This window comes from Terriglobus roseus (genome assembly GCF_900105625.1).
GTDB classification, from domain to species: domain Bacteria; phylum Acidobacteriota; class Terriglobia; order Terriglobales; family Acidobacteriaceae; genus Terriglobus; species Terriglobus roseus_B.
In genome coordinates this window covers 4375999-4402249 of the sequence record NZ_FNSD01000001.1, presented here as the reverse complement: position 1 = coordinate 4402249, position 26251 = coordinate 4375999, and the positions used below count along the sequence as shown (strand labels likewise).

At 61.4% G+C, this 26251-nt stretch carries 19 protein-coding genes; 12 read left to right on the top strand and 7 right to left on the bottom strand.

Translation table 11 applies throughout. The annotated features are described in order from the left end of the window. Window positions 1–128: 128 nt before the first annotated feature. From BLW03_RS18265 to BLW03_RS18255, 3 genes are all read right to left on the bottom strand, one after another. Complete coding sequence (locus BLW03_RS18265) at window positions 129–1766, bottom strand: OmpA family protein (protein WP_074655425.1); 1638 nt, start codon at window positions 1764–1766, stop codon at window positions 129–131. Between the two features lie 237 nt (window positions 1767–2003). After that, window positions 2004–2618, bottom strand: coding sequence for an NADH-quinone oxidoreductase subunit B (locus BLW03_RS18260; protein WP_074656141.1), 615 nt, complete (start codon window positions 2616–2618; stop codon window positions 2004–2006). A 134-nt stretch (window positions 2619–2752) separates the two neighbouring features. Continuing rightward, the gene (locus BLW03_RS18255) at window positions 2753–3436 is read right to left on the bottom strand and encodes a hypothetical protein (RefSeq protein WP_074655424.1); all 684 of its coding nucleotides are present in this window, start codon (window positions 3434–3436) and stop codon (window positions 2753–2755) included. 176 nt (window positions 3437–3612) lie between these two features. Between BLW03_RS18255 and BLW03_RS18250 the strand changes: the two genes are divergently transcribed. The 7 genes from BLW03_RS18250 (at window position 3613) to glnD (ending at window position 15206) form a co-directional block, all read left to right on the top strand. Further along, window positions 3613–5103: an ammonium transporter gene (locus BLW03_RS18250; protein WP_083350640.1), complete on the top strand. Its 1491-nt coding sequence runs from the start codon at window positions 3613–3615 to the stop codon at window positions 5101–5103. A 120-nt stretch (window positions 5104–5223) separates the two neighbouring features. Beyond that, window positions 5224–5562, top strand: coding sequence for a P-II family nitrogen regulator (locus BLW03_RS18245; RefSeq protein WP_014785372.1), 339 nt, complete (start codon window positions 5224–5226; stop codon window positions 5560–5562). A gap of 46 nt (window positions 5563–5608) precedes the next feature. After that, window positions 5609–6619, top strand: a complete 1011-nt coding sequence (locus tag BLW03_RS18240; protein WP_170835081.1) for a TIGR03435 family protein — start codon at window positions 5609–5611, stop codon at window positions 6617–6619. Window positions 6620–6945: 326 nt separating this feature from the next. Further along, the gene (locus BLW03_RS18235) at window positions 6946–8217 is read left to right on the top strand and encodes a TolC family protein (protein ID WP_074655422.1); all 1272 of its coding nucleotides are present in this window, start codon (window positions 6946–6948) and stop codon (window positions 8215–8217) included. Then, entirely contained in the window at window positions 8214–9467 is a 1254-nt protein-coding gene (locus BLW03_RS18230) for an efflux RND transporter periplasmic adaptor subunit (protein ID WP_074655421.1), read from the top strand. Before BLW03_RS18235 ends, BLW03_RS18230 begins: the two co-directional genes overlap by 4 nt. A gap of 6 nt (window positions 9468–9473) precedes the next feature. Further along, window positions 9474–12575: an efflux RND transporter permease subunit gene (locus BLW03_RS18225; protein ID WP_074655420.1), complete on the top strand. Its 3102-nt coding sequence runs from the start codon at window positions 9474–9476 to the stop codon at window positions 12573–12575. A gap of 45 nt (window positions 12576–12620) precedes the next feature. Continuing rightward, a complete protein-coding gene (glnD, locus tag BLW03_RS18220) occupies window positions 12621–15206 on the top strand; it encodes a [protein-PII] uridylyltransferase (RefSeq protein ID WP_074655419.1) in 2586 nt (861 codons plus the stop codon). Here the strand turns inward: glnD and BLW03_RS18215 are convergent. Further along, on the bottom strand, window positions 15203–15484 hold the full coding sequence (locus tag BLW03_RS18215) for a hypothetical protein (RefSeq protein WP_074655418.1): 282 nt from the start codon (window positions 15482–15484) through the stop codon (window positions 15203–15205). The genes glnD and BLW03_RS18215 overlap by 4 nt on opposite strands. Window positions 15485–15509: 25 nt before the next feature. Between BLW03_RS18215 and BLW03_RS18210 the strand changes: the two genes are divergently transcribed. The 4 genes from BLW03_RS18210 to BLW03_RS18195 all read left to right on the top strand — a co-directional run bounded on the left by BLW03_RS18210 (window position 15510) and on the right by BLW03_RS18195 (window position 21696). Continuing rightward, window positions 15510–16208 carry an ABC transporter ATP-binding protein gene (locus BLW03_RS18210; protein WP_074655417.1) on the top strand — a complete coding sequence of 233 codons (699 nt, stop codon included), beginning with the start codon at window positions 15510–15512 and terminating at the stop codon, window positions 16206–16208. Window positions 16209–16560: 352 nt separating this feature from the next. Further along, window positions 16561–19053, top strand: coding sequence for an ATP-dependent Clp protease ATP-binding subunit (locus tag BLW03_RS18205; protein ID WP_074655416.1), 2493 nt, complete (start codon window positions 16561–16563; stop codon window positions 19051–19053). Window positions 19054–19360: 307 nt separating this feature from the next. Continuing rightward, window positions 19361–20560 carry a trans-sulfuration enzyme family protein gene (locus BLW03_RS18200; protein WP_170835080.1) on the top strand — a complete coding sequence of 400 codons (1200 nt, stop codon included), beginning with the start codon at window positions 19361–19363 and terminating at the stop codon, window positions 20558–20560. Beyond that, window positions 20557–21696, top strand: coding sequence for a trans-sulfuration enzyme family protein (locus tag BLW03_RS18195; protein ID WP_074655415.1), 1140 nt, complete (start codon window positions 20557–20559; stop codon window positions 21694–21696). The genes BLW03_RS18200 and BLW03_RS18195 overlap by 4 nt, the downstream gene beginning before the upstream one ends. A gap of 145 nt (window positions 21697–21841) precedes the next feature. Here the strand turns inward: BLW03_RS18195 and BLW03_RS18190 are convergent, their stop codons facing one another. Both BLW03_RS18190 and BLW03_RS18185 read right to left on the bottom strand, forming a co-directional pair. After that, window positions 21842–22633 carry a glycosyltransferase gene (locus tag BLW03_RS18190; RefSeq protein WP_083350637.1) on the bottom strand — a complete coding sequence of 264 codons (792 nt, stop codon included), beginning with the start codon at window positions 22631–22633 and terminating at the stop codon, window positions 21842–21844. 57 nt (window positions 22634–22690) lie between these two features. Next, entirely contained in the window at window positions 22691–24604 is a 1914-nt protein-coding gene (locus tag BLW03_RS18185) for a PAS domain-containing sensor histidine kinase (protein ID WP_074655414.1), read from the bottom strand. A 98-nt stretch (window positions 24605–24702) separates the two neighbouring features. Between BLW03_RS18185 and BLW03_RS18180 the strand changes: the two genes are divergently transcribed. Further along, on the top strand, window positions 24703–25374 hold the full coding sequence (locus BLW03_RS18180) for a lysophospholipid acyltransferase family protein (protein WP_244502152.1): 672 nt from the start codon (window positions 24703–24705) through the stop codon (window positions 25372–25374). Between the two features lie 6 nt (window positions 25375–25380). Here BLW03_RS18180 and BLW03_RS18175 read toward each other — a convergent pair whose 3' ends face one another. After that, complete coding sequence (locus BLW03_RS18175; RefSeq protein ID WP_083350635.1) at window positions 25381–26214, bottom strand: TIGR03435 family protein; 834 nt, start codon at window positions 26212–26214, stop codon at window positions 25381–25383. Window positions 26215–26251: the final 37 nt, after the last annotated feature.

The window sequence follows — 26251 nt, the reverse complement described above, 5'->3', positions numbered from 1 at the left end:
GAACCTGCGACGGCACGTCATGGTGCATCCCGTTTTGACTTGGCGAAAGCGCCAGAAGTTTAGACGCCGGAAAACAAAGAGGCGGCTGACCTTTCGGTCAGCCGCCTCCTGTTCATTACCGTTCCGGTTTACTTCTTGTGGTGACGGCGAGCCGGAGCGGTGCGGGGCTGGACCTTGACAGCGGACTCATCCACCGAGGTGCCGAGGTCAGGCGCGGTGGCGCCAGCCGGAACCAGGGTCGAGGTGACCGAGTTGTCGCCGGTCGAACCGGTGTAGAGCTGGATGCGGGAAGCATCGACGCCCTTCTCGGTGACCAGGTAGGCCTTCGTGTTGACGGCACGCTCAGCAGCGAGCTTGCCAGTGCGCTTGCCGGCTGCAGCATTGCCAACCAGGTCAAGCTTCGCGGACGAATCGCGCTGCAGGTTCAGAGCAATGTCATCCAGGCAGGCCTTGGCTTCATTGTCCACACGTGCGGGGCGCTTCTTGTCCTTGTCGAAGGTGATGGAGCAGAGCGACTTCGACGTGGCGACTGGCGGCGGCGGCGGCGGTGCAACAATCGCTACCGTCGTGGATGCCGTTGCGTTGCGGCCCTTGTCGTCCATGACGTTGCAGGTGATGGAGACCGTGCCAGGAGCAGCACCAGCGGTCGAGAGGGTCGCGGTGGTGCCGCTGCCCGAGATCGAACCAGAGGTGGCGCTATAGCTGTACGTGTAGTTGACCGGACGACCGTAGGAATCCGAAACCACCGAGTTGATGGTCGAAGATCCACCCGGCGCAACCGACGAGGGGCTGGCAGAGCAGCTGAGCGACAGAGCGGGCAGCGGGTTAACCGTGAACGGAGCAGCGCACTCTGCGAAACGGCCAGCCTTCATGCTCTCCGTGACAGTTCCCTTCACGTTGTACGTACCAGGTGCAGCACCCGTGGTGTCCACAGTCGCAACATTGCTGGTGCCGGATACCTTGCCGCCATCCGAAGTCCACGCGTAGGTCGCGGTCTTCTTCGGGTTGACGTTCATGGCCGTACCGGTCACGGTGATGGGATCACCCGCATAACCCGAAGCCGGGCTGGCGACGCACGAGTAGGTCACAGGGGGCGGCGGAACGATGCTGCCCATGTGAATCAGCAGGCCCGAGCTCAGCTGAGCAGAGCTTACGTTCGCACGGCCACCGAGCACACCGCCCGTGGGGATCTGCGTGTATGGGCCGTAGTCCTCGTGGATGTAGGTGTAATCAGCCTGGAACAGGCGGAGACCCAGCTTGTGGTTGAAGAACGGCAGATCATAATCCATGCCGCCGCCGGCCGTGAGGGCCGGGCCCCAGTTGTAGGGCTCGTGATAGACCGCACCGGGAACTTCGCTGTTCGGTCCGCCCAGACGGGCAGCGCCGGCCATCGCGTGACCGAAGAAGGTAACGTACTGTCCGGGCAGGCGGAAGATCGGACCAGCCTGCAGCAGCGGCATGAGGCCGTCGTTGTTGCCGTCCGGATGGAATGCGGCCGAAACCTCAAAACCCGCATACTTGTTGAAGTAGTAGGCTCCGCTGCCGATGGCGCCGAGGTTAATCGAGGAGTAGCTGATACCGGCGGGCTTCAGCTGGCCATGACCGCTCCAGTATGAATATCCCATAAAGATGTCGACGCGCGACGGGTTGGGACCTGCGGGCGGTGCGGCTGGCGTTGTTTGCGCACCCAGGCTTGCAGCGCCCAGGGTTACTGCGCTGGCTGCCAATACTGAACGGCCCAGTTTGCGAAACGGCTGAGAAAACATGCGACTTATCCTCCGCGGAATATCTAATACGCTTGCGCGGGCTCTAGAGAGAAATGGCCCGCTTGGTAACGATTGCGATTGAGTGTATAGCAGCATTTCTATGCGATCACAGAAATATCTACCGTTGCTGTTGTCCTATGCACTGATGCTGGTTTACATCAGCGCAACTGTTCCGTGACCACAGGCCGAATCCAACCAGTAACGCTCGGCAGGGGGCGAAACAAATCCTTATATGCACTATGCGATGTTCAAAGAGTCCTTTATGCTGCCCCGCTCCCGCTGAATTTTTTCCTGAAGGAGTGTAATTGCATAAAGAAGCTGCTCTGGACGTGGGGGACACCCAGGAACATAGATGTCAACGGGAATAATCTGGTTGACCCCCTGAAGTAACGCGTAGTTGTTAAAGACTCCCCCAGAAGTTGCACACGCGCCCATACTGATGACCCATTTGGGCTCCGGCATCTGTTCATACAGCCGGCGAATCACGGGCGCCATCTTCTGCGAAACGCGACCGGCGACGACCATCAGGTCGCTCTGGCGTGGCGAGGGACGGAACACCTCTGCACCAAACCGGGCAATATCGTAGCGCGACCCGCCCATGCTCATCATCTCGATGGCGCAGCAGGCCAGGCCGAAGGTCATGGGCCAAACCGAGTTCTTGCGGACCCAGTTCACCGCAGCGTCCATGGACGCCAGTACAACGCCCTCAGGCTGCTGCGGTCCCCAGTTCACCTCACGCAGCTTGTCCTGGTTCTTCCCAAAGGAATCAAGGGTCCCGAAAAAGTAGCGGTCCGACCCCTGGGGCGACGCGGGCCGACCGTTGCTGGAGGTCTCTTCTGGAGGTGTACTCATGATCCTCATTCTATGTCACGAACTTTTGTGAAGCCGGACGATGTCTCCGAATCTCGATGCAGTCGACCTTATTTGACCTGCAACAGATTCTTGAACACGGCACCGGTAGATATTGTGATGCAAATCACGGTGCTTCAGTGAGAGGAAGCGGGCTTGCTGCCTTGAAATAACACGCGGAAATGCAAGGAGACGATCCGGCCCAGCTTTGTTGGCGTGGCATCGGTCTCCAGCGTGTGTGCCGTCTGCGCGAAGTGGGACGCCACCATGGCGGCAGTGGCTGCCTGGTCGGCCGTACCGCCGGCGATGCGGGCATCCGTGATCCGCAACTCGGCCGTGCACGCCTGGGGTAGCAGGGGAAAGAGTGCGGCACCGGCCGATGGGTGATTCGGCTCTCGCTCTGTCGCCTCGAGAGCCCTGGTCGCCGTCGCCAACTGCGTTCCAGTGGTGAAGAAATGAAACTCCCGCGGGTTCCAGGCAATGGCGTCCTGCGCGCGAAAGCTGAAATCGGTTGAGATGAGTAAGGGGTTAGGCGAACGGTATGGCGGCGTGGCGAGCTCTGCATAATCATGCATCGGGCGCGGACCGGAAGCTGGCAGGACGCGGACGATCCACCCGGAGGCGATGCTCTCCAGGACAAAGTCGTGCGATCGATCCATCGGACGCCGGAAGCTCTTCCCTGCTTCGACCTGCCCTTCAAACTGCCGCGACGGACAAAGCAGTCCCTGCGCAAGCAGCGATCTCGTTCCGAGGGCCAGCAGCGCGAAAAAAATAGACGTGCCGCGTAATCCTGCGACGCGTGCGGGAAATCGTGCCGTCATGCGTTGTGAACCACCTAAGTACCTCGGGTCATTGTGTACAGTAAACGAAACGAACCAACTGTACGCACCGTTTCGCCGCGCTTCCTTCTACCGGCGATACCACGCCGCGTTCCTCTGCGATGAGGCCGCGATGTGGCCGACTCCCTTACTTTTTTTCGGCACAGGTGATCTGCACTATGCGTAATCTGCAACGAATTTCCCGGAAGCGCCTGCTTCCATGTCTTCTTTCGGTACTTTTGCTCCTGATCGCGGGTGGCGCGCATGCGCAGACACCGACTGCAGGCCCCGGTCCCGAACTGCATGGCGTCTCTGGTACCGCACCGACATCCGACGCTCGCATTGCCGCGCTGGAGAAGGCGAATGCTGATCTCCAGACGTCGGTAGCCGCGGCGCAGAGCGCTGGCGATAACGGATGGATGCTGGTCTCCGCAGCGCTGGTGCTGATGATGTCCGCGCCCGGCCTGACCCTGTTCTACGGCGGACTGGTTCGCAAGAAGAACATCCTCGCCACCATGATGCAGACCTTTGCCATGATGGGCGTCATCACGGTCCTGTGGGCGCTCATCGGCTACTCGCTGGCCTTTGGTGAGAACACCGGCCACTTCGGCTTCTTTATTGGTTCGTTCCAGAACGCGCTCCTGCACGGCGTCGGCCTGGTGCCGGATAAGGTTTACGTCACGACCATTCCCCTGCAGACGTTCATGGTCTACCAGTTGATGTTCGCCATCATCACCCCGGCGCTGATCACGGGCGCCTTTGCAGAACGCATGAAGTTCAGCGGCATGCTGGTGTTCATGATCCTCTGGGCGATCCTGGTCTACAGCCCCATGGCACACATGGTCTGGGGTAAGGGCGGCCTGCTGAACGCTGCTCTCGGTGGCAAGTTCCCCACGCTCGACTTCGCCGGCGGAACTGTCGTGCACGTCACCAGCGGCGTCTCGGCCCTCGTGACCTGCCTCTACATGGGCAAGCGCCGCGGCTACCCGAAGGAACCCATGCCGCCTCACTCGCTGGTGCTCAGCTTCATTGGAGCCGCGCTGCTGTGGGTTGGCTGGTTCGGCTTCAACGCGGGTTCGGCCCTGAATGCAAGCGGTCTGGCCACCTCCGCATTTGTGGCCACGCACTTTGCTGCTGCCGCAGCAGCCTGCGCATGGACAGTTGCTGAGTGGATCAAGACCGGCAAGCCCACTGCCCTGGGTGCCATCTCGGGAGCGGTCGCAGGCCTCGTCGGCATCACCCCGGCGGCCGGATTCGTGACACCGATCTCAGCCCTGTGGATCGGCGCCATCACCGGCGTCTTCTGCTTCTTCATGGTCTTTATCGTCAAGCAGAAGTTCGGCTACGACGACTCACTGGATGCCTTCGGTGTCCACGGTGCCGGTGGGACTATCGGCGCGATTCTGACCGGCATCTTCGCCACATCGGTCATCAACCCCATCCTTGGCGCAGGCAAAGCGACCGGCGTCCTGGAAGGCAACGGACACCAGCTGCTGAACCAGGCGGTCGGCGTGGCGATCGCCTGGGGCCTGGCCATCGTGGGAACCACGATCATCCTGATCGTGGTCGACAAGACGATCGGTCTGCGCGTCTCCGCCGAAGATGAGGACACGGGTCTTGACCTGTCCCAGCACGGCGAAGAGGGTTATCACGCCGAGCCGTCCTACTAAGCGGAACCAGCATGGGTGCTGCCGTTTCACCAATGGGTGACGACAGCGCCCGGACCTTTCGGGCAGAATGAGATGCTTCGCGGCGCACACGGCGCACGCGAGAAGGATTCGGAGAACACCATGCAGAAGATTGAAGCAGTCATCCAGCCAGGCAAGCTGGACGCAGTCAAAGAAGCACTTATCGAGGCCGGCATTGAAGGCATCACCATCCTGGAAGCGCGCGGACACGGCCGCCAGAAGGGTCACACGGAGTTCTACCGCGGTCGCGAATACTCGGTCGATCTATTGCCAAAGATCAAGCTCGAAACCGTCGTCACCGACGACCTGGCGGAGAAGGCCGTCAACGCCATCATCACTGCGGCGCAGACCGGCTCCATAGGCGACGGCAAGATCTTCATCACCCGCGTCGACGACGCCATCCGCATCCGCAACGAAGACCGCGGCGATCTGGCGCTCTAAACCAGCTCCTTCGCGATACGATGGGCACGGCCACGAGCCGTGCCCGTTGTCGTTGGTCGAACCTGACTTCCCCCGGGATGCCGATGTCTCTTCTCTACTCCGATTCACGCCGTCTCTCTGCATCCTGGCAGCGGCATCCGCATGTGCCCAGACTGCCCCCGCACCTGCGGCGCCGTCCTTTGAAACCGCTTCGGTCCGCCCAAGCAAGCCCGGCGCGGCGCAACACACGAACGTTCCACTCGACTCCGGCAACATTTACGGCACCATCGATGCCGACGATGCGCGATCAGCTGCCGGCGGTCTCCTGATTGCGAGTCACCAGCCCTTGTGGCGGTTCATCTCATTCGCTTACAAGCTCTCCGGCACACAGGAGCTTGCTCTCCGGTTCAACTTCTTTTCCGGCACACCAAAATCCGGAGCGCCATTCTGGGTGACCGGATCCTTCGACGCAGCCCCGGAATTCTTCGACGTTACGGCGCGCGCTCCCGCCGACACCTCCATCGACCAGATGCGCCGGATGATGCAGACCCTTCTCGCTGAGCGTTTCCATCTGGTCACGCACACCACCACCGCGGATGCCCCGGTCTTTGCGCTTGTGCTGGTCAGTCCTGGTGTCTTGGGACCGGATCTCCTTCCATCTTCAGACAAGTGCGAGGCTCGCGGGCCGGACGGAACTCCTGCGGCTGGCGCTGCTCATGGCGCCGTTGTCAATATCCCTGGCGCTTGCGGCGTCATTGCGCACGTCGCTTCCACCGAGCCGGGACAACACTATGGCGGTCACGCCGTTTCCCTCTCCCTTTTGGCGACCTCGCTGCCAACGATGACGGGCATGGCTGCAATGCCCCGCCCTGTGGTCGATCAGACCGGACTCAACGGGCTCTATGACTTCACCTTGAGCTGGGTGCATGACGCGTCCGGACAGAACGACGCGGTCGGGGATAACTCTGCGAACATCCTCGATGCCCTGAAGAAGCAGCTGGGCCTTCGACTGAAGCCCGCCAAAGCCCCTATCAGCTTTCTCGTGGTCGAGCACGTGGAGCGACCCTCCGAGAATTAGCGCGTGACCTTGTATCACCATTCCAAAAGCGCAGAGATCAGCGATTGAGGTAATCACAGCTGATTGAGCTCTTTATGGAAACTTAAGTTATCTGCTGATAGAGTCGGCTTCACGACAACTGCTGCCTCAGGTCCTGCAGCAGTCCTGGACTGCTATCGGCGTTGTGATCTTGGCTCGCAGGCGAGATCATGGCGATGTCGTGTAAATGGTCGAATCGCAGAATTTATAACGCCTGATCTCTGCGGGCCTGTGGACACTTGTCCATGAAGAGTCACGACAGCTTCCGCAGGTCGCGATCAGTGCAAAGGAGCCAGGAAGAAACCGGGATGTCCAGACCAGAGTCATGCAGGCGCAGTGGGGAAAGCAAATCTCTGCGTGCCCGCACGTTCGGTTACGCGACTGCCGCCGCGCTCTTCGCTTTGCCTCACCTGATTGCACAGCAGCCTCTGAGCCTTACAGATGCAATCACCTCTGCCCTCTCCAGCCCTGCCGCCCAGGTCTTCGACGAGCAATTGAACGAGTCCCGAGCCCAGGTACGACAGGCAGGGCTTGGTCTTAATCCGCGACTCTATCTGCAGTCAGAAGACCTCCGTCCCTGGGACTCGCAGTTCTCTTTCACCACCCAGACCGAGGACTATGGGTACCTGATGCAAACCTTCGAGCTCGATGGCAAGCGCAGGAAGCGTGTTGGCGTAGCGGAAGCTGACCTGCACGTCGCTCAGACGGAACGCGATCTGAAGCGGCAGCAATTCATCGCCAGTGTCGCCGCGAGCTATTGGAAGGCTGTCAGCGCCCAGTCCATCGTGGACTTGCTGCAGCAGGACATCGCCGGCGTGGACGAGATTGTCCGCTATCACAAAGAGCGGGTCGACCAGGGAGCCATGCGAGGTGTCGACCTGATTCGCGTACAGATCGAACGCGACCGTGTCTACCTATCGCTGCAGACCGCGCAACGCGACGCTGCTCTTGCCCGTGCGGAACTCTTCCGCCAGATCGGCCGCCAGGACTTCAGCACGATCCGCCTGACGGATGACATCGCCAACGTGCAGATGCTGCCGCCTGTCGACGTGCAGACGGCCCTGAGCCGCCGCTACGATCTGAAGATCGCGGAACAGCAACTCGCGTCGGCCCAGGCGAATTTGCGGCTCCAACATGCCGTCGCGACACCGGACCTCGACCTTTCTGCAGGCTACAAGCGCAACAGCGCGGACAACACGCTCTACACCGCCATGAACATCCAACTTCCGGTCCGTAATCGGAACCAGGGCGAGATCGAACGAGCGCAGGCACAGGTTCGTCTCGCAGAAGACCAGTTACGCCAGGCGCAGATGGCCGCGAAAGCTGACATCGATGCCGCTCGCGTCAGCTATCAGCAGCAGCTTGAGATTGTGCAACACACACTGCCCGACATGCGTTACCGTGCTCGCCAGAACCTGACCATCATGACCGAGGCCTACCGCATCGGCGGTGTCGACCTGCTGCGCTACATTGACGCCGAACGCACCGAGATCGACGTTGAGATTACCGCACTGAAAACCCTCACCGAGTATCAACAGAGCGCCTTCCGCCTGCAGATCGCCACAGGAGAGCGCCCATGAACGCGCACGCACGCCTCATCCCCGCAGCCCTCCTCTGCCTCTCGCTCCTCGCCTGCTCGAAGAGCGACAGCGGCAGCGCAAAGGGTTCCGATCAGCAGGCCTCTTCGAAGAAGGGTGACAGCAAAAGCGGCGAACCGGACAGCATGGGTGGCAGCAGCGACGCTGTAAAGATCCAGGCCGCCGACCAGCAAAAGGCCGGTATCTCCATTGCGCCGGTTGAAACCGCGACGGTTCCGCAGCTCCTGACACTCAACGGTCAGGTGGTTCCGAATGATCAGCGTACCTCGCACGTCGGCGTCATCGCGGACGGTCGCATCACGGCACTGAATGTTCTGCCGGGCGCGGTCGTTCACCGGGGTCAAACACTGGGCGAGGTCCATAGCCATTCCGTGCATGAGACGGTCGGCGCTCTCCTGCAGGCCTTCGCCGCGGTGGATCGTGCGAAGGGAGCCGTCACCTTCGCCACGCAGGCCCGTGATCGCTATGCGAAGCTGTACGGCATCCAGGCAGCATCGCTGGAAGAAAAGCAGAAGTCTGAGCAGGATCTGCTACAGGCAAAGCAGAGTCTCTCCGATGCCGAGGCCAGCGTCCACATGGAGCGCGAACATCTCTCGGAACTGCTGCAGGTCGCGCCCGAAAGCCTGAACGCAAACAACCTCTACAACCGCGAACTCGTGCCCATCCGCTCTCCCATCGACGGCATCGTCCTCACGCGTTCGCTCACCGTGGGCCAGGTCGTCAACACGGGCGATGAGGCGTTTCTGATCTCCGACCTCTCCACGGTGTGGGTTACAGCCTCGGCGAACGAAAAGGACATCAGCCTGCTGCACAACGGCGCTGCTGCCGACGTCACCACGCAGGGTTTTCCCGACCTCGCCTTTACGGGCCGTGTCGGCCAGATCGGTAGCGAACTCGATCCGCAGACGCGCACCATTCCGGTGCGCATCGTGCTGCCCAACCCCGCGCAGCGCCTGCGTCCCGGCATGTTTGCCGCGGCACACATCACTGGGTCCGCCACACGCACTGCTGTCTTCATTCCGGAGGACGCGCTACAGAACATCAACGGCAATCAGATCGTCTTCCTGACCGCCGACGGCGTTACCTTCCGGCCACAGGTCGTCAAGCTGGGCACGCATTCCATGGGCCGTGCGGAGATCGTGCAGGGACTGAAGCCGGGTGACCGCATCGTAGTCAAGGGATCGTTCATGGTGAAGGGCGAGCTGCTCAAGGGCACCGTGGGAGACAGCTAAACGCAGATGAAGAAGGTCATCTCATTCCTGCTGGACAACCGCTGGCTCGTGGCTGCGATGCTGCTCGTCCTGATTGCAGGCGGCATCTACACGATGTTCCAGCTGCCGATCGAGGCCTTCCCCGACCTGACGAACAACCAGGTCGTCGTGACGGTGCAGTGCCCGGGATTGTCGCCTGTTGAAGTCGAGCAGCTTGTGACGTACCCAATCGAAACATCGCTGATGGGTATGCCAAAGCTGCAGATGGTGCGCTCCACTTCGAAGCTTGACCTTTCCATGGTCACGGTCATTTTCGATGACAGCATGGACAAGTACCTCGTCCGCCAGCTTGTCGCCGAGCGGTTGAACCAGGTGCAGGGCCGCATCCCTGCGGGTCTGCAACCGCAGATTGGCCCCATGGCCACGGCGTTTGGTGAGGTCTACCAGTACACCGTCGATGCTCCGAAGATGTCCCCCATGGACATCAAGACGCTGCATGACTGGGTCATCCGCTATGACCTGCTCTCCATTCCCGGTGTCAGCGAAATCAACTCCTGGGGCGGCGAGACCAAGCAGTACACCATCGAGGTCAACCCTGACAGCCTTCGCCGGTATGACCTCACATTGCACGACGTCGTCACCGCCGTCTCGTCGAACAACGACAACTTCGGCGGCAGTTACATCGAGCACGCCGAGCAGCAATACACCATTCGCGGCATCGGTCGCGCCACGTCGCTCGATGACCTTGGAAAGATCGTCGTCACCACACGCAATGGCATCCCGACGTACCTGAACCAGATCGCCACGATGAAGCTATCGGCACTGCCCCGTCACGGCGCCGTCATGAAGGATGGCAAGGGTGAGACCGTCTCCGGTATGGTCATCATCCTGCGCGGAGAAAACGGCGACCAGATCATCAAGCTGGTGAAGGAAAAGGTCGCCTCGCTCAAGCTGCCGGGCGGCGCACGCATTCTCCCCTTCTACGATCAGAGCGATGTCATCAACGCCACGACGCACACCGTCAAGAAAAACCTCATTGAGGCGGCGTTCCTCGTCATCGTCATCCTGCTGTTCTTCCTTGGTGACTGGCGCGCAGCCATCGTCGTTGCCGTCACCATCCCACTCTCGCTGCTCTTTGGCTTCCTGGGGATGGGTGCCTTCCGTATCTCCATCAACCTGATGAGCCTTGGCGCGATCGACTTCGGCACCATCGTCGACGGTTCTGTCGTCATGGTGGAGAACTGCATCCATCGCGTCGAGACAGGCGAGCAGCGACCGCTGCTGGAGATCATCCGCGACGCCGCCATCGAGGTCGCCCGTCCCGTTACCTTCGGCGTCCTCATCATCATCGCGGTCTATCTGCCGGTACTTACGCTGGAGAGCCTTGAAGGCCGCATGTTCCGGCCCATGGCGGTCACGGTCGTCTCTGCGCTTGCGGGTTCCCTCTTCCTCGCACTCTTCATCGTGCCCACACTCTGTTCCTTCGCACTGCGTCATAAGGCGAAGCAGACAAAGGAAGAACGGGAGAAGCACGAAGAGAAACAGCCGAACTGGTTCGACAAACTTCGCCGTCATTACGAGAGTGCGCTCAAGCGCTCGGAGCGGTACTCGCGCTGGATCTTCGTCGTCTCCGGTGTGCTCATCGTCCTGGCCATCGGATCGCTCAAGTTCATCGGCACGGAGTTCATGCCGCGGCTCGACGAAGGTTCCATGGTCATCACCTCCAAGCGACTGCCCGGCATCTCACTGACGGAATCCGTCGCCATCGGCCAGCAGATTGAACGCACCATCAAGAGCTTCCCCGAGATCAGCAGCGTCGTCACCAAGCTGGGTCGCCCCGACCTGGCGACTGAGGCCATGGGAGAGTACGAGTCGGACTCCTACGTCTCGTTCACACCGAAATTTCAGGAAGCGAGCACCAGCAAACACAAAGAGCTCTCCGACCGCATTGAGAAAGAACTGGAGAAGATTCCCGGCGTGAACTACGAGTTCACCCAGCCCATGCAGATGCGCATGGATGAGACGATCACCGGCACACGCGGCGACATAGCGCTCAAGATCTTTGCGCCCGAAACCGGTGGCGACATTGACACGCTGGAACAGCTTGGCCACCAGGCCAACCGCATCATCGGCGGCGTCAAAGGCGCCTCCGAAAATCAGATGGAACTTATCTCCGGAGCGGAGGAGCTTCAGATCCGCATCGACCGGGATGCCATCGCACGCTACGGCATCAACGTCTCGGACATTCGTGAGTTTATCGAGTCGCTGTACGGCAGCAAGACTGTCTCCGAGATGCTGATCGGCCAGCAGCGATTCGCCATCGCACTACGGCTGCCCGCCAACCTCCGCAACGACCCCGAGCAACTGAGCGCGATCCAGATGAAGACACCCAGCGGGAACCTCGTGCGGCTCGATCAGCTTGCTGAGATCCGCGAAGTGCGCGGCCCGATTCTCATCAATCGCGAAAACGCTACGCGCCGCGCTGTCGTTACGTCGAACGTGGACGGGCGCGACCTGGGCAGCTTCGTCGTCGACTGCAAAAAGGCCATTGCGAGCGGCATGCAGCTTCCTACCGGCTATCGGCTGGAGTGGGGTGGCCAGTACGAGAACCAGAGTCGCGCACAGCAGCGCCTGGCCATCGTCTTCCCCATTTCTATCCTCATCATCGCCGCGCTGCTTTATGCAACCTTCCGCAACGCCCGGCAGATGCTGCTCATCCTCTGCATCGTTCCACTGGCATTGGTCGGCGGCATTGCTGCGCTTTGGATCACCGGCATCAACCTGAACCTGTCGGCCAGCGTTGGATTTATCGCGTTGTTCGGCATTGCAGTACTGAACGGCGTTGTGATGGTGTCGCACATCAACACGCTGCGTAAAGACGGTAAGGATCTTGAGACAGCCGTGCAACAAGGCGCGTCGGACCGCTTGAGACCCGTGCTCATCACAGCCCTCGTGGCTTCGCTCGGCTTCGTTCCGATGGCCCTTGCAAACTCGCGCGGCGCCGAGGTCCAGAGACCTTTGGCGGTCGTCGTCATCGGCGGCCTTGTCACCGCGACGCTGCTGACGCTCTTCGTGCTGCCATTGCTCTATCGCCGCTTCAGCCCGCGGGAGATTGCGGACTCCCACTGAGAGCTGCTTCTAGAAAGAAGTCGGAAAGCATGAGAAGGTAAGGGCATGGCAGACGACACCGCCGCGCCCCGGCAACAGTACCTCCACAGCATGGCCACCCTGCGAGGCCAATTTAGTGCTCGCGCAACAACGGGCGTGGCGCTGGTTCATGCGCGTGCTGCCGCAGCCGACGCGCTGGTCCGCGCGCTGTGGCAGGCGGCTGAGGCCACCGAAGAGCGCCTGCAGAGCGGCATCGCCGTGCTGGCCGTCGGCGGCTACGGACGCCAGGAGCTCTTCCCTGCTTCGGACCTCGATCTGTTGTTCATCGTGGAAGATGCCGCGAAAGAAAAGAGCGCGAAGGATCCGATCAAGCGGATTAATCAGCAGCTTTGGGACAGCGAGATTCGCGTTGCCGCAACGACACGCGTCCTCTCCGAATGTGAGAAGTACGACAGCGACAATGCGGAGTTCACGCTCTCCCTGCTCGACGCACGGCAGGTCGCGGGCGACGTCGCGCTCTCCCGCAAACTGACGGACGAATGCGTGCCGAAACTGCTGGACCGCGAGCGGAAGGGTCTTATCCAGCGCGTCGCCGAACTGACACGCGAGCGTCACGCCCGTTACGGCAACACACTCTTCCACCTGGAGCCAAACATCAAGGAGTGCCCCGGCGGGCTGCGCGATGCGCATGTCTGCGGCTGGCTCGCGAGGCTGACGAAGGATGAACCGTCACCGATGACGGAGTTCCGCGAGGCATTCGATTTTCTTGCTGCTGTTCGTTGCTTCCTGCATCTGCGCAACGGCCGCGACAGCAACGCGCTCGACTGGAAGACGCAGGACGCTGCGGCCGCGGATGGTATCGGCGTTCCAAGCGGCCTGCCTCGCGATGCGGCGCACTGGATGCAACTCTACTTCCGCCACGCGCGTGTGATCGCCCGGAGGCTGGAGCAGCAGATCGATGCGTTGCCCAAGCAGAAATCGCTGCTGAAGATCTCGCGAGATCTGTTGAAGCGCAGCGTTCCTCCGGAAACGCCGGGCATGCGGCTGGAACGCGGTCGCATCATGGTCGACGACGCCAGCGGCACGTACGATCCCGCGTGCGATCCAGAGGTGATGCTGCTCGCCTTCCAGACCATCGCGGAGACCGGAGCGCCACTCAGCAACGTGGCAGAAGTTCGGCTCGAAGAAGCCGTTCCGGTCCTGTCGTCTCAACTGGAAGAGGGTACTGCGCTCTGGCACAAGCTGCGGTTGATCCTGCTCGGCCGGTACGCCGGTCAGGCACTGCGCTCGATGCACGCGCTGGGCATCCTCGAACTGCTGATCCCGGAATTTCACGGGATCGATGCGCTCGTCATCCGCGACGCTTATCACCGCTACACCGTGGACGAACACACCTTCGTGCTGATCGACACACTGCACGGCCTCTTCACGCCTGGGGAAGGCCCCATGGCAGAGTGGAAGCGTCGCTTCGCCGCCATCCTGCGCGACCTGCAGCATGCCGATCTGCTCTATCTCGCGTCGCTGCTGCATGACACGGGCAAGGGCCGGTCGACCGGCGAACACACCACGGAAAGCGCGCGCCTGGCGAAGAGCGTTGTGGCGCGGCTTGAATTGGATGACTACGAAGCAGGGCTCGTCCTGGGCCTGATCCAGAATCACCTGGAGATGAGCGCTGCCCTGCGCCGCGACATCTTTGACGCAGAGACCATCCGCGGCTTCGCGGCGAAGATCCAGACGCCCGAAGAGCTGCGCATGATCACACTCTTCACCTTTGCGGACATCCACGCGGTCCACCCCGACGCGCTGACGCCGTGGAAGGCTGAGAACTTGTGGCGCCTGTACATCGCCACGTCAAACCACCTCGACCGCAACATCGACGAAGAGCGCGTCGACCTGCGCGTCAGCAGCGAACTCGTCCTGCGCGTCGCGCAACTGCTGCAGGGCGAAAGCCGCGACGTGATGCACTTCCTGGAAGGCTTCCCGCAACGCTACCTGCGCACCCGCTCGCCCGAGCAGATCCGCACGCATTACCTGATGAGCAAAAAGCTCAGCATCGACGCAGTGCAGCTTGACTTCGTATGGCGCGCTGACCGCAGTGAGATCACGCTGGTCACACCCGATCGCCAGTTGCTCTTCGCGCGCATAGCCGGCGTGCTGGCAGCGTGGGGCATGAACATCATCACGGCAGATGCCTTCAGCAACGCGCACGGTATCGTCGTCGACAGCTTCCGCTTCACCGACAGCTTCAAGACGCTGGAGATGAACCCGTCCGAACGCGAACGCCTGGTGCAGAACCTGCATGACGCGATCGCGGACCCAGCCGTGGCCGAGAAGATGATCGCCAACCGCAAGCGATCCCGCCGCCGCGCCCCGCTCGTCGATGTGCAGACCTCCGTGGAGTTCGACACGGAGTCTTCGTCTCACTCGACAGTCCTGCAGGTCGTTGCGCAGGATCTTCCCGGTCTGCTCTATGCCATCAGCACCACCATCGGCGAGGCCCGCGCAAACATTGAGGTTGCCGTCATCGACACCGAAGGCGACACCGCCATCGACGTCTTCTACCTGACGCGAGATGGAGATGTGCTGGAGAGCGCGGAACTGCCGGAGTTGCAGGCAAAGCTGGTCACGGCCATTGCGACAAACGCTGGCTAGACGAGCAGCGTAGCGATCATCGCTTCCCGCTCGTCTTCCAGCGAACCCTTGAACACGGGCTTACCCGCTCGCCGATACCAGTACTCCGCATTCCATTGATCGCCTTCTTCGCGGTGCAGATACGCGTGCACCCAGGCCGAATCGCGGTCTTCGCTGGCCTGTGCGATCTCGTGTGCGGCGGTCCAGTCGCCGTGGGCGGCATGCCATAGGGCACGCAGTGGGCCCGCCGGGGCGTCAGCGGCGGGCTTCGCCAGGAAGCTTTCGACAGCAGGATGCATCGTGTCTCCTCTACGATGAGGATAGATGCCCGACCCGACACCACTCCATGCGACGCCACTGGTAACCGTCGACGCGCTCACGAAGAGCTACACCACCGGCCGCGGCGAGCTCGCGCTCTTTCGCGAACTTAGCTTCACCGTCGCGCGTGGCGAGATGCTGGCCATCGTCGGCGCCAGTGGCGCAGGGAAGAGCACCCTTTTGCACCTGCTGGCAGCCATGGATTCGCCCACTTCCGGCGATGTCGTCATCGACGGTACTTCCCTCGCCTCTCTAAAGCCACAGCAGCAGGCCGACTTCCGGAACCGCACCATCGGCTATGTCTGGCAGGCGCATTACCTGCTGCCGGAGTTCACCGCCGAGGAAAACGTCGCCATGCCGCTGCTGGCCCGGGGCGAATCGCAGGCTGACGCCCGCCGGAAGGCCCGCAAGTGGCTCGCAGAGGTCGGCTTGGCCGACCGCGCAACCCATCGGGCCGGCGAACTCTCCGGCGGCGAGCAGCAGCGCGTCTCGCTGGCGCGCGCCCTGGTGACGGAACCGCGCCTGCTGTTGGCCGACGAGCCTACCGGCAATCTGGACGCCGCGACTGGCGACGCCATCTTCGATCTCCTGAACCGTCTGCACGCCTCACACGGCGTCAGCACAGTCATGGTCACGCACAACATGGCGATTGCCGCCCGCTGCGACCGCACGCTGGTACTGCGCGAGGGACAACTGGTCGGCTGAAACGCGCACGGCGCCCTGCTTTGGTTCGCTTTATGCGTGCTGTCAACGAACGACCGCTACGCCGTAGCGGTTACGCATCGTTTTCCCACAGGATGCGTCCAATAAACAGGTTTCAGGAGTGTGATTGCCTGATAAGGTTTTGCCTAAGTTTCAGGGCAAATGCGCACAACGTGCCGGGTTCGGTACACTGGTCGCACTTTGAGATGTGGGAGCAGCTTCGCCGGCGTGCCTTCGGCGGAGTTTGTTCTAGGGGTTCCCGCATCGAACGCTTTAGCGCGTGATGCGGGAACGAGCGGTGAACCAATGGCCTCAGAAGCGGCAGCACGCCGCAGCATGAGGGCTAAGGGGGAGCATGTTCGAGCGTTACACCGAAAAAGCGCGGCGCGTGATCTTCTTTGCGCGTTACGAAGCAAGTCAATTTGGCTCGCCCTACATCGAGACGGAGCACCTGTTGCTGGGCCTGCTCCGCGAGGACAAGGCGCTGACCAACCGGTTCCTCCGATCGCACGCCTCGGTGGAGTCCATCCGCAAACAGATTGAAGGACACACGACCATTCGTGAGAAGGTTTCGACTTCGGTCGATCTCCCCCTCTCCAACGAGTGCAAGCGTGTTCTGGCCTACGCCGCAGAGGAAGCCGAGCGGCTGAGCCACAAACACATTGGCACGGAGCACCTCCTGCTGGGTCTGCTGCGCGAAGAGAAGTGCTTCGCCGCGGAGATCCTGATGGAGCGTGGCCTGCGCCTTCCTACCATCCGAGAAGAACTCCAGCGCACCACGCAGGAGAAGCCGGCGGCACAGCAGGGAAGCGGCAAGCAGGGCCGCGCCCAGCAGCAGGGCGGCGGTGGCGAACAGAGCATGCTCGCCGAGTTCTCCCGTGACCTGACGCAGGCCGCCATGGATCAGCAGCTGGATCCGCTGGTGGGCCGTGACACGGAAGTCGATCGCGTCATCCAAATTCTCTGCCGCCGGACCAAGAACAACCCGGTCCTCATCGGCGAGCCTGGCGTGGGTAAGACGGCAATCGTCGAAGGTCTGGCGCAGAAGATCGCCGACGGCGAAGTCCCCAGCTTTCTGGCGGATAAGCGCGTCCTGTCGCTCGACCTTTCGCTGATCGTTGCGGGCACCAAGTACCGCGGCCAATTCGAAGAGCGCCTGAAGACCATCATGAAAGAACTGATGGAGAACCAGAACAGTATCGTCTTCATTGACGAGCTGCACACCCTGGTGGGCGCTGGATCGGCCGAGGGATCGCTAGACGCCGCCAATATCCTGAAGCCGGCACTCTCGCGCGGCGAGATCCAGTGCATCGGCGCCACTACCCCTGCGGAGTTCCGCAAGTCGATTGAAAAGGATCGCTCGCTGGAACGGCGCTTCCAGGCTGTGAAGGTACCGCCCCCCAACGAAGAAGATGCCATCAAGATCATCATGGGCATCAAGGACAAATACGAGAAGTTCCACGCGGTCAGCTACACGGATGAGGCCATCACCTACTCCGTCACGCATTCCTCGCGGTACATCCCGGACCGTTTCCTGCCGGACAAGGCCATCGATCTGATCGACGAGGCGGGCGCTCGCGTGAAACTACGCCAGACCACCCTGCCCGACGAACTGACTGAGGTCCAGAAGCGCATCAAGTTCATCGTGCACCGCATGGAGAACGCCATCGCGAACCACGAGTTCGAGAAGGCGCGCTTCTACAGCGACGAAGAGCGTAAAGAGCGTGAGAACCTTCGCGCCCTGCGTGACAAGTACCACCTTGACGATTCCTCCTCGGGCATTGTGACCAAGGAAGACATTGAGGACGTGGTCAGCCGCTGGACGGGCGTACCCATCAACTCGCTGAAGGAAGAAGAGATGTCGAAGCTGATGCGCGTGGAGGAAGAACTCCACAAGCGTGTCATCAGCCAGGAGAAGGCGATCAGTGCCCTCTCCCGCGCCATCCGCCGTTCGCGTGCGGGCCTCAAGAACCCTGCGCGTCCCATCGGTTCCTTCCTCTTCCTCGGACCCACCGGCGTCGGCAAAACGGAGATGGCGCGCACTCTGGCGCAGTTCCTCTTCGGCAGCGACAAGAGCCTCATCCGCTTCGATATGTCGGAGTTCATGGAGAAGCACTCGATCAGCAAGCTGATCGGTTCGCCTCCGGGCTACGTTGGTTACGAAGAGGGCGGTCAGCTCACCGAGCGCGTCAAGCGGTCGCCATATTCGGTCGTGCTCCTCGACGAAATCGAGAAGGCGCATCCGGATGTCTTTAACTTGCTGTTGCAGGTCTTTGAAGACGGCCACCTGACCGACGGCCTGGGCAACACCGTCGACTTCAAGAACACGATCCTCATCATGACGTCGAACATCGGCGCCAAGCACCTGATGAAGCGTGAAGGCCTCGGCTTCGCCTCGAACAAGGAAGAGATTGTTCTGGAGAAGATGGAGGAGATGGTGAAGGCGGAAGTGAAGCGTACCTTCAACCCTGAATTCATCAACCGCCTGGACGAGATCATCGTCTTCACGTCGCTATCGGATGCGGACCTGATGCAGATCCTGGAGCTGCTGGTGCAGAACCTCAACACCAACCTGGTGCACAAGGCCATCACTATCAGCGTCAACGACGAGGCCAAGAAGTGGATCCTCGACAAGACACTCGTCGACCGCAGCTACGGCGCGCGTCCGCTACGCCGCGCCCTCCAGCGCTACGTGGAAGATCCGCTCTCCGAGGCGCTGATCGCGGGCCAGATCACAGCACGGCCGGCGTTCCTTGAGGTCTACCTGTCGGGCGACAAGCTCTTCTACCGTCCCGTCGCGCAGGAAGGCGACGAGCAGATGGAAGGCGCCGCACTCGCCATCGTCTAGATCGCTCGAATACGAACACCAGGAAGGGAGGCCACATCGGCCTCCCTTCTCTGTTTAAGGTTATGGAGCGCGACGTCTGCGAGCTGAAAGCCCGCGCCTTCAGTGCGCCTCGACAGGCGCTCACCGGCGCGGCATGGACCGGAGCGAGAGGCTCGTGATGACGGCGACTGCGAAATTCACACACGCTCGCGATCTCCCGGCGTAACGACGCAATCGACGAATCGCCGCATCACCCGCGTCGATCCAACGTATGTGCTGAAATAAGAAGATTGATGTACGCGGTGAACAACCGCACGCAGGGAGAAGCATGTTGCCAGACCGCCCGGACTTCGATCCATCGACACTCGTCATCCACAGCAACCGGAGCTACGAAAAGCAGTCGAACTCGATCCTCTTCCCCATCCATCAGACGGCGACCTACATCCACGAGAGCGTGGGCGTCACCAAGGGATACGGCTACTCTCGCGGTGCGAACCCCACGGTCAACGCGCTGGAGCAGGCGATCGCCGCCATTGAAGGAACGGAACACGCGCTCTGCTTCCGCAGCGGCATGTCGGCCATCACGACGCTCTGCCTCTCTATGCTCAAGGCCGGTGATCACGTCATCCTGAGCGATGTCAATTACGGCGGTACCTCGCGGCTCTTCCACCAGGTGCTCGGCAACTTCGGCATCGAGTACACCTTCGCCAACACCGCGAGCGTGGAAGACACGGAAAAGGCGATCAAATCGAACACACGCCTCCTCTTCCTTGAGACGCCTGCGAATCCGACGCTGAAGCTGAGCGACGTTCGCGCACTGTCGGAGATGGCGCATTCGCACAAGGACATCCTCGTCGCCGTTGACAACACCTTCCTGACGCCGCTGCTGCAGAACTGCCTTAACCTTGGCGCGGACGTCTCCATGCTGTCCACGACAAAGTACATCGATGGGCACAACGCGACCATCGGCGGCTCGCTCGCGACGCACAACGAAGCGCTCGTAGAGCGTATGCGCCTGGTGCGCAAGACCATCGGCAGCATCCAGCCGCCGTTCGATGCGTGGCTTGCGCTGCAGGGCGTCAAGACTCTGCCTGCACGTCTTGCCATGCACTGCTCGAACGCCATGGCCGTAGCAACCTGGCTGGAGCAGCACCCGCTGGTTCATAAGGTCAACTATCCCGGCCTCGACTCCTTCCCGCAGAAGGCACTCGCCGAGAAGCAGCAGACAGGCTTCGGCGGCATGATGTCCTTCGAACTGGCGGCCAATACCGTCGACTCGCTGCACTTCATTGACGCGCTGCGCCTCTGCACCTGCGCGGAGAGCCTCGGCTCCGTCGAGACGCTTGTGACCAATCCCGCCACGGCCTCGCACTGCGACCTGCCGCTGGAACAGCGCGAAGCCCTCGGCATCCCCGACCGTCTCATCCGCCTTTCCGTAGGCCTGGAGTCGCCGAAGGACCTCATCAAAGACTTCGAGCAGGCCTTCGCTGCCACCTTCAACGGCAACACCGCCGGAAGTGGCGAATGAAGACCGCCACACGCCTCGTCCACTTCGACCCGGCACCAAAGGATCCCTACCGTCCGATGGCCACGCCCATCTACCAGACGGCCACCTTTGAACAGGAGCACGCGGACAGTTTCGGCGAGTACGACTATTCCCGATCCGGCAATCCGACGCGGCGGGTACTGGAAGACCACATGGCTGCGCTTGAGGGCGGAGCCCGTGGCTTCGCCTTCTCCAGCGGCATGACCGCCATCGCCACCGTCACGCGGCTGCTGAAGGCTGGCGACGAAATTGTGGCGGACTGGGATCTCTATGGCGGCGCAAGCCGTCTGTTTGACAGCGTGGTGCGTCGCGCCGGCGTTACCGTTCGACTGGTCGATGGAACCGATATCGACGCCGTGCGAGCAGCCGTTGGGCCCGCGACGCGTATGCTCTACGTCGAGTCCCCTACCAATCCCCTGCTGCGCGTGCTTGACCTCCGCGCCCTCGCGGCCGTTGCCAAGGATTGCGGCCTACTGTTCTGTGTCGACAGCTCCGCGATGTCGCCCTACCTGCAGCAGCCTCTCGCACTCGGTGCCGACATCGTCATCCACTCCGGCACCAAGCTGCTTTGCGGCCACAGCGATGTGATGGCAGGCGCAGTGGTCGTGAAAGATGAAGCGCTGGCGAAAGAAATCTACTTCCTCCAAAACGCGGAGGGCACAGCGCTCGGCCCGATGGACTGTTTCCTGCTGCTGCGTGGCCTCAAGACGCTGAAGCTCCGCATCGATGCGCAACAGGCCAATGCGCAACGCATCGCCGAACACCTGCACCTGCACTACCCTCAACTGGAAGTCGCCTACCCTGGCTTGCAAGGGGATGCCGCTTACGCAGTGCAGGCAGCTCAGGCGACTGGTGCCGGCGTTCTGCTGACCTTCCGCGCAGGTTCCCCTGCGGCAGCGAAGCAGATTGCGGGGGGTCTTGAGCTCTTCAAAATCGCCGTGAGCTTCGGCAGCGTGAACTCGTCGATCAGCATTCCATACGGAATGTCCCACGCAAGCGTCCCTGCAGATCAGCGGGCAGCACGCGGCATCCCGGAAGACCTGCTGCGAATCTCCTGTGGCATCGAGGATGCTGACGACCTGATCGCCGACCTGACAGCGCAGATCGCAAAGTTGTAGGAGCGGCGAAGACGGGTACCCAACCTTTCGCGGTTTTTCGCGAAGGTTGGGGTGTTCGCGCTTGCGCGAACGTTTTGTTCTCGCGCGGAACTTTAGCGCTGAGGCGCGATACCCCACCCCTCTAACTCGATCACGAACTGAGAACTTACCGGCCCTTCGGTCCATGCCCCGGCGGGAAGCTGCCTCGGATCTTGATCAGATCCGTGAAGGAACGGACGAAGTCACTGAAGTGGACTTTCGATCCCGGCACATCGATCCACACCTTCAGCGGCAGTTCGTAGATGCGGGTCTCCGGGTGGACGCTCCCCGCGCGCCACACAGCAAGGAAGCGCGCCAGCACCTCAACATCAAAGATCCAGCGCGAGACGAACGGTCGTGCCATCACCTCACGCAGCACGCCTGACACACGAAATACCTTGGCGCCACACTGCGAGTCGTAGATAGGTAAACCCAACACCACGGAGACAGTCGTCGCAAAGACGCGGCCCGCATAGTGACGCATGGGATTGCGGCTGACGTGGCGGCCCAGCAGCTGGATGCGCGATCCGAAGACCATCTCGATCTCCGGCAGCGTCTCCAGGATCAGGCGAAAGTCATCATAAGCATCCAGTGGCGTGGCCAGGTCAGCGTCCCAGAAGCCAACCAGCGAACCATTTGCGGCGGTGAGCAGAGCATGCAGCATGCCGCGCCGCACTGCCTCACCTTTGCCGCCGTTCGGCTGCACATCCAGTACGTCGCAGCGGCCGGCGTGTGCCGCGCAAAAGGCCTGCAGCCGCGCCAGCGTGCCGTCGCGGCTGCCATCGTTTACGAACAGCAGCGTGACGTCGGGTTCTGCAGCCAGGAAGGCTGAGAACGCGTCTTCACGAAACCGCAGTTCCTCGTTGTAGCAGGGCACTACCAGCGTGCAGGGCAGAATTGCCTGCGACGTCATCTCCATGCTGGGCTACCCTTCTCTCAAAAAACTTAAAAGCTCAGCCGTAATGCTAACGCAGGCTCACGCAGGAATCCGGGCAACAGGAGATTCCTCGCGCTTCACGGACCGACGCTCGAGCGGCAGGAAGAGCGAGAAGACAGTGCCCTGCCGCTGCGGCTCCTGCGTCGATCGCACATTCAACTCGCCTCCGTGACGTTCCACAATCTCCTTCGAGATCCAAAGGCCCAGGCCCGTTCCATTGAGATCCTTGGTCGTATAGAAGGGCTCGAAGAGACGGCGCTGCGTCTCCGCCGACATGCCGGAGCCGTTATCGGCGACGATAATGCGAATCCCCGGCGTTCCGAGCATGCGGTGCCGCGCGTCGTGCGCGCGAATCACCAGGCGGCCGCCCGTGCGCATCGCGTCAATGGCATTGGCGATCAGGTTGTTCAGTACCTGCCGTATATCGTTCTCGAAGCACAGGATCTTCGTTGCCGTCGCGTAGGACGCTTCCACGTGGATGCCGCTGTTGCTCAAACGGCCCGCGAAGAGGTTCAGCACCGCATCCACCAGTTGCGCGGGAGTTACCTCGGTCGGCTTGTTGGACTGGCGATGGAAGCGCAGAGTCTGCGTGGCAATCTGGGAGACGCGCGAGAGTTCGTCCTGCGCCGCATGCACATACGTCTTCAGCGACTCGGGCAACGCGGCATCCGTCGCAATCAGGTACAGCAGATTCGTCACTGCCTCAAGCGGGTTGTTGATCTCATGCGAGATGGAAGAGGCCAGGCGTCCCACCGCCGCCAGCTTCTCGCTCTGAATCAGAGCCCGCTCGGCCTTGCGCAGCTGCGTAACATCCAGCGCAGCGACGCTGATGGCCCGGACCTTACCGTCCTCATCGAAGACAGGCGAATAGTTCACATTAAAGGCCTGCGACTCGCCCGGGCGACCGATGAAGCCTGTCTCATAGGTGAAGTCCGTGACAACGCCGCCCTGGGCCACCTTGCGCAGATTCTCAAGTGCGACCGGCGACTTCACGATCTCCTCCACGCGCCGCCCGATGACTGCCTCCCGCGGCAGACCCATCATCTCTGCCTGGCGATCGTTGATGCGGGCATACCGCAGCTCCGTCGGCTCAAAGAGAATCAGGCCGACAGGCGCCGTGCGGTAGATCGCCTCAAGCTCCGCTCGCTGCCGCTCCGTCTCCGCCTGCTGCGCGCGCAGTGCATGCTCAAACTTCTTGCTCTGAGTGATATCCCGAAAGAAGATGGCAATGCCCTCTTCGGAGGGCTGACACTCCAGCCGCAGCCACTTGTTCAGTGGCTCGGGGTAGTAGGCCTCAAAGATCGTCGCCTCGCGCTGCACCATCGTGCGATAAAAGTTTTCGACGTAAGGCGAGCCGGGATAGACAGTCTCTGGGAAGAAATGCCACACAGTCTGGTCGAGCAGCTCATCGCCGCTTCCCAGCAGGTCCTTCGCGCGCCGATTGACAAAGGTGTAACGCCACTCGCGGTTCAACGTGACAATGGCGTCGGACGTCACATCAAAGACCTGCCGAAGGCGCGCCGCGGCCAACTCAGCGGCGCGCTGGGAATTCCGCAGCTCGGTCACGTCCTGGTAGTAGACCGCGATACCGCTGGCGATGGGCAGCGCTCGCAGCTTGATCCAGACCTCGAAAGGCTCGTAGTAGAACTCAAGCTCCTCGGTCGTCCGCTCGTGCATGACGCGGTGGTACTTCCGCTCCTGCTCGGTCCCCACGGTGGCCGGATAGAGCTCCCAGTGTGACTTGCTGTTCAGATGTTCCGGGCGAATGCGGCTGATACGGCGCGCCTGCTCATTCGCGTAGGTGATCCGCCACTCCTCATCCAGGAAGATGACGCCGTCCGGCAGGTGATCCAGCATGTAGCGCAGGTCATCGCGGATGTCAGCAGGCATCACCGCGTCCGACGTTGTCGAAGGCAGAGTCGGCAAGTCAGTCTTTGGGACGGTTTCACTCATCGGTGCGGGGGATTGCATCCAGTCTAAGCGCTACTGCGTGTCTTTCAAGTCTGTATTCCGTGCAGCCACTTTCATCGCACGCAACCTACAATATTCCCGTGCCCTCTCCCCAACAGGCAAGTGCGGAACCCCGAGATACCGGCGGCCTGCAATTCACGCGTCAGCAGCGGCTGCTGCTGACCATCGTGCCACCTCTCGCCTCCTTCCTGCTGCACCTGCTGGGCTCCACGCTGCGCTTCAAAGATCGGGACGCACCCGGTGCCCGCCCCGCAGACCGCTTCCCGCAGGAAGCGGAGGTCTACGTCTTCTGGCATCGCGCACTGCTGCTGGCAGCCTGGCGCTACCGCGGGCTCGGCATTCGCATCCTCATCTCTGCCTCATTCGACGGCGAACTCATCGCTCGCCTGGTGGAGCGCCTGGGCTTCGTGCCGGTGCGCGGCTCCAGTTCACGCGGCGGCGCCGCCGGCCTGCTCGCCGCCACGCGCGCCCGCAAGGCCGGCTACAAAGTAGCCATTACCGCAGACGGGCCGCGAGGCCCTGTCTACGTGGCAAAGGACGGAGCGGCAGCCATCGCGCAGCGCGCCCACAGTAGCGCATCCTGCTTCCATCTGCATCCGGAATCCGCGTGGACCCTTCGCTCCTGGGACCGCTTCCTCATCCCAAAGCCATTCAGCCGCGTTCGCGTAGCGTGGCAGGCACCGTTGGAAGATCCAACGACACTTTCCTTACAAGACTCGCTCAATGGGGCCGTTCGCTCCGCCGAGGCTTAAACGCCGTCAATCAAACTGTGGAAGAGCGGCAGACTGCACGACCACCACCGGAACGTCTCGCTCCTGCTTCTCCAATCGGAGACCAAGCTGCTCCCGGAGTGCCATGATGAGTCCCGGCTGCGTCGCATCGGCCGCAATCCCCGAACCGTTGTCCTGTGCCCAGTCCAGCTTGAAGTCGAAGTTCCCCGTCAGCCCGGTCTGGTCCACCACCACACGATGCCCTGTCTCGTACCGATCCGAGAGTAGCCCGGTTAGATCGGCCATTGTGATGCTCTTTGCCTCCAGGTGCATGTCGTGGTCGCGAGTACGCATTGAAATGATGTGCTCCACCTCCGGCTTCAACTCGCCGTCCTTCAAGGGCGGATCCGCGGACCTGACTAACTTGTTACCGGGGGCATCAAGCACCAGCGCATACACCGGCATGGAACGCTGCTCAACAGAAGCGGGGAGGTCAAACCGCTCCGCCAGCAACGACTGCTGCAGTTGCGCACTCACACGGCCCGACTCCGAGGCCGGGAGCGCCTTCGTCCTCCGAAAGTCCTCGTCGTCCATCTTCGCCGTGATATCGAAGTGATCCTTGTCCATCCACTCCGGCCCGCCCAGCACCTGCGAGTCAACCTTCAGCCGGTAGGCATTGCGGATCAGGTGTCGCAAGGTGAAGTTCTCCATGTCTGTGCGGTTGTTCTGCGTATGCCAGCTTTGCCCTGTGCTGTCCGGCTTTGCCGGACGAACCGTGGTCACCTCGAAGCTTTGTCGCGTTGGACTGACCGTTTGCGCAGCGACAGGACCTGCGACGAACAGCAAACCTAGCAATACGGAGAATGATCCACGTAGCGCCATCAGCAAGTGAGTCCCTCACAGAATTGAAGTGATGATA

Excerpts from the sequence above, each read along its gene's own strand:
- BLW03_RS18195 (WP_074655415.1), top strand. The coding sequence starts at position 20,557 with ATGAAGACCGCCACACGCCTCGTCCACTTCGACCCGGCACCAAAGGAT.
- BLW03_RS18260 (WP_074656141.1), bottom strand. The coding sequence starts at position 2,618 with ATGAGTACACCTCCAGAAGAGACCTCCAGCAACGGTCGGCCCGCGTCG.
- BLW03_RS18265 (WP_074655425.1), bottom strand. The coding sequence starts at position 1,766 with ATGTTTTCTCAGCCGTTTCGCAAACTGGGCCGTTCAGTATTGGCAGCC.
- BLW03_RS18250 (WP_083350640.1), top strand. The coding sequence starts at position 3,613 with ATGCGTAATCTGCAACGAATTTCCCGGAAGCGCCTGCTTCCATGTCTT.
- BLW03_RS18175 (WP_083350635.1), bottom strand. The coding sequence starts at position 26,214 with ATGGCGCTACGTGGATCATTCTCCGTATTGCTAGGTTTGCTGTTCGTC.
- BLW03_RS18190 (WP_083350637.1), bottom strand. The coding sequence starts at position 22,633 with ATGGAGATGACGTCGCAGGCAATTCTGCCCTGCACGCTGGTAGTGCCC.
- BLW03_RS18255 (WP_074655424.1), bottom strand. The coding sequence starts at position 3,436 with ATGACGGCACGATTTCCCGCACGCGTCGCAGGATTACGCGGCACGTCT.
- glnD (WP_074655419.1), top strand. The coding sequence starts at position 12,621 with ATGGCAGACGACACCGCCGCGCCCCGGCAACAGTACCTCCACAGCATG.
- BLW03_RS18185 (WP_074655414.1), bottom strand. The coding sequence starts at position 24,604 with ATGAGTGAAACCGTCCCAAAGACTGACTTGCCGACTCTGCCTTCGACA.
- BLW03_RS18235 (WP_074655422.1), top strand. The coding sequence starts at position 6,946 with ATGTCCAGACCAGAGTCATGCAGGCGCAGTGGGGAAAGCAAATCTCTG.
- BLW03_RS18215 (WP_074655418.1), bottom strand. The coding sequence starts at position 15,484 with ATGCATCCTGCTGTCGAAAGCTTCCTGGCGAAGCCCGCCGCTGACGCC.
- BLW03_RS18200 (WP_170835080.1), top strand. The coding sequence starts at position 19,361 with ATGTTGCCAGACCGCCCGGACTTCGATCCATCGACACTCGTCATCCAC.
- BLW03_RS18210 (WP_074655417.1), top strand. The coding sequence starts at position 15,510 with ATGCCCGACCCGACACCACTCCATGCGACGCCACTGGTAACCGTCGAC.
- BLW03_RS18205 (WP_074655416.1), top strand. The coding sequence starts at position 16,561 with ATGTTCGAGCGTTACACCGAAAAAGCGCGGCGCGTGATCTTCTTTGCG.
- BLW03_RS18230 (WP_074655421.1), top strand. The coding sequence starts at position 8,214 with ATGAACGCGCACGCACGCCTCATCCCCGCAGCCCTCCTCTGCCTCTCG.
- BLW03_RS18245 (WP_014785372.1), top strand. The coding sequence starts at position 5,224 with ATGCAGAAGATTGAAGCAGTCATCCAGCCAGGCAAGCTGGACGCAGTC.
- BLW03_RS18225 (WP_074655420.1), top strand. The coding sequence starts at position 9,474 with ATGAAGAAGGTCATCTCATTCCTGCTGGACAACCGCTGGCTCGTGGCT.